Genomic DNA, 2,884 nt, shown 5'->3' on the forward strand with positions numbered 1-2,884 from the left:
GCCAACACGGTCGGTGAAGCGCACCTGGTAGCCGACCTCCTGGCCGAGTTCGGTGCCGAGTTCCTCGGCGATGCGTTCGGCGATGGTGCGTGCGGCGATGCGTCGCGGCTGCGTATGGCCGATGCTCTCGCGGCCCAGTTCGAGGCAGATCTTCGGGAGCTGAGTGGTTTTGCCCGAGCCGGTGGCACCGGCGACAATGACCACCTGGTTATCCCGGATGGCGCGCGCGATGTCGTCCCTGGCCTGGCTGACCGGCAGCTCGGGCGGGTAACGGATGGTGAGTGGGGCGGGCGACATGAGCCTTCCATCGTATTGCGCTCCGGCCGGGTGAACTCCGCGGTCTCCCCGGCTTGCGTGCCGCATGCCATGACAGGTGCCCGGCGTCAGCGCAAGCAAAAGTCCGGATGTTGCGAAGTTGGTCGGCCTCGTACCAACTGTGACTCGATCGGTGGATCGCAACCGGTGGGCCGTCTAGGTTCGCAGGATGGTGCCCACATCCGCAGTCCCATGTCCGCGACCAGACCGTCAACTCATCCTCGGCGCAACCGTTCGAACGGTCGGCGCTTGGCCCGCGGGATGGCGGCGGCCGGGTTCCCATCGCGACCCGCAGAACGACCCGGCAGCCCTGGCACGCATCGCGCTCGCTGCCGAAGCAGCGGGCCTGCAGTTCCTCTATTTCGGAGACTGGCTGGCCACATCCGCCGACTACGAGCACACCGACCCTTACCTGCTCGCGCGCATCGAACCGTTTTCCGCGATCAGTTACCTTGCGGCCATCACCAGCCGGATTGGGCTGATCACGACCGTGAGTTCCTCACATTCCGAGCCATACGCGACGGCCCGGATGTCGGCGTCGATCGACATCCTGAGTGAGGGTCGAGCCGGATTGGTGGTGACGAGTGGTTCCGAGGCGCTGTCCGCCGGGAACTTTGGCTGGCCATCCGTCCACGCCGACGCGGACCGCATCGCAGCGGCCGGCGAATTTGTCGACATTCTTCGTGGTCTCTGGGACAGCTGGGATGAGGACGCGTTCGTCGCGGATGCCGACGCCGGGCGCCTGATTGACCCCGCCGGGCTGCACACTCTGGACTACGTGGGCCGCTACCGCTCCTCAACAGGCCCGCTCAACGTCGTGAGGCCGCCGCAGGGTCACCTGCCGATTGCAATCGTCGGCTCAGCCGATAACGCGAGAGAGCTCGCCGCGCGCACGGCGGACCTGTGCTTCGTTTCCCCTCGCTCGATCGCGGACGCGGTCGACAGCTATGCAGAAACGAAACGGCTCGTCGCGACGCTTGGCCGGGATCCCGAGCAGTATCTGCTCCTGACGCCCATCCTGCCCCTCGTCGCGCTGACGCGTGAGGCGGCGTGGGCGCTCTACGACGAGCTGGTTGAACTCGTGCCGGTCGAGACGGTGGCTGGACGCAGTCCGGTCGATAACCTTCCGACCAACCGAACCATCCGCAGTCTGGCCGGTGTGCTCGGGGTGCCGCTGAATGGAATTCTCATCGACGAGGTGGTTCCCGCTCGTCTCGCTCAGCGGTTCAGCGACCGGGGTCGCAGTCTGCTCGAGGTGGTCGGGATGCGGTCGGGGCGCACGATCGGTGCGGACCGCGGGGTGACCTATCGCCACCTTCTGGTCGCGCACGCGGTGCCAGCGCCGGTCGTCGTCGGGTCGGCCGAGGACGTTGCAGATCACCTGGAGTCCTGGTTCCGGCGACGGGCTGTCGACGGGTTCACTGTCCTGTCCGCGTTTGTGGAGCAGTTCGAGGCGTTCGCGTCGCTCGTGGTTCCGGAGCTCAAGCGTCGGTGCCTGCTCCCGGAAAACTACGAGGGCGTCACGCTCCGCGATCACCTGGGTTTCGCCGTGCCGGAAAGTAGTTTCGCAGTTTCATGAGCGCCACATTTCGCCCCGTTACGGCCCTTCTTTGCCCGGTCGCGACGCGTGCTTAGGCTGTGGCAATGAGCGATCATCCTGTGCTTCCGGTTGTCGGGGGAGACCTCGTGGGACCCCTCGTCACTGGCGGCGAGGTGCGCTACACCAATCTTGACTACGCGGCCAGCACACCCGCTCTCGAAGTGGTGGGCCGTCACGTCGTGGAGGTTCTGCCGCTCTACGCGAGTGTGCACCGCGGTGCCGGCTACGCGTCCCAGGTCAGCACATCCGCCTATGAGGGCGCTCGTGTCATCGTCGGCGATTTCGTTGGTGCACGGCCGAACGACGAGGTCATCTTCACCCGCAACACGACCGACGCGCTCAATCTGCTTGCCTCGGTTGTTCCTGGCGAGACGGTCGTTCTCGACATCGAACATCACGCCAATCTGCTGCCATGGACGGCCGGGAACGCTCGAGTCGTCCGCGCCGGGGCGAGCGTCGCCGAGACGCTGGGCCTCATTCAGGCTGAGCTTGCTCGCCGCCCGGCCGCCCTCCTCACGGTGACCGGTGCAAGCAACGTGACGGGCGAGGTTCTGCCGCTCCGCAAACTGGCGGACATCGCCCACCAGTTCGGCGCGCGACTTGCCGTTGACGGCGCACAGCTCGTCCCGCATCGCCGAGTGCACCTGATGAGCGAGGGCGTCGACTATCTCGCCTTTTCGGGGCACAAGCTCTATGCCCCGTTCGGCGCGGGCGTTCTGGTTGGCCGGGCAGACTGGCTTGATCGCGGTGAACCGTTCCTCCGCGGCGGGGGTGCAGTCACCTCCGTGACGCTGGAGCACACCTCGTGGCGTACCGGCCCCGCCCGCCACGAGGCGGGCTCGCCCAACGTAATCGGTGTCGCAGCGCTCGCCCGAGCGATCCAGGAGCTTGCCGAGCTTGACGAGACCGCGTGGTCCGCGCACGAATCGCGTTTGCGCGATCATCTGGTTGCCGGCCTCTCCGCGCTGC

The 2,884-nt window shown here is 66.6% G+C and carries 2 protein-coding genes and 1 pseudogene; 2 read left to right on the top strand and 1 reads right to left on the bottom strand.

What is annotated here, in order from left to right:
• Positions 1-297: pseudogene (locus JWQ24_RS28295) on the bottom strand (ATP-dependent helicase HrpB); the annotation flags it as partial.
• A gap of 187 nt (positions 298-484) precedes the next feature.
• On the opposite strand from JWQ24_RS28295, the gene JWQ24_RS28300 reads away from it, so the two are divergent.
• Together JWQ24_RS28300 and JWQ24_RS28305 are read left to right on the top strand one after the other, a co-directional pair.
• Complete coding sequence (locus JWQ24_RS28300; RefSeq protein ID WP_299815866.1) at positions 485-1,894, top strand: NtaA/DmoA family FMN-dependent monooxygenase; 1,410 nt, start codon at positions 485-487, stop codon at positions 1,892-1,894.
• 107 nt (positions 1,895-2,001) lie between these two features.
• Positions 2,002-2,884: aminotransferase class V-fold PLP-dependent enzyme (locus tag JWQ24_RS28305; protein ID WP_299815869.1), on the top strand; the 883-nt coding region annotated here is incomplete at its 3' end.

Origin of the sequence: Tardiphaga sp., from assembly GCF_028290495.1 — a bacterium.
Classification (GTDB): domain Bacteria; phylum Pseudomonadota; class Alphaproteobacteria; order Rhizobiales; family Xanthobacteraceae; genus Tardiphaga.

What these genes read in the sequence shown, in the direction of transcription:
- JWQ24_RS28300 (WP_299815866.1), top strand. Translation starts at nt 485, where the DNA reads ATGGTGCCCACATCCGCAGTCCCATGTCCGCGACCAGACCGTCAACTC.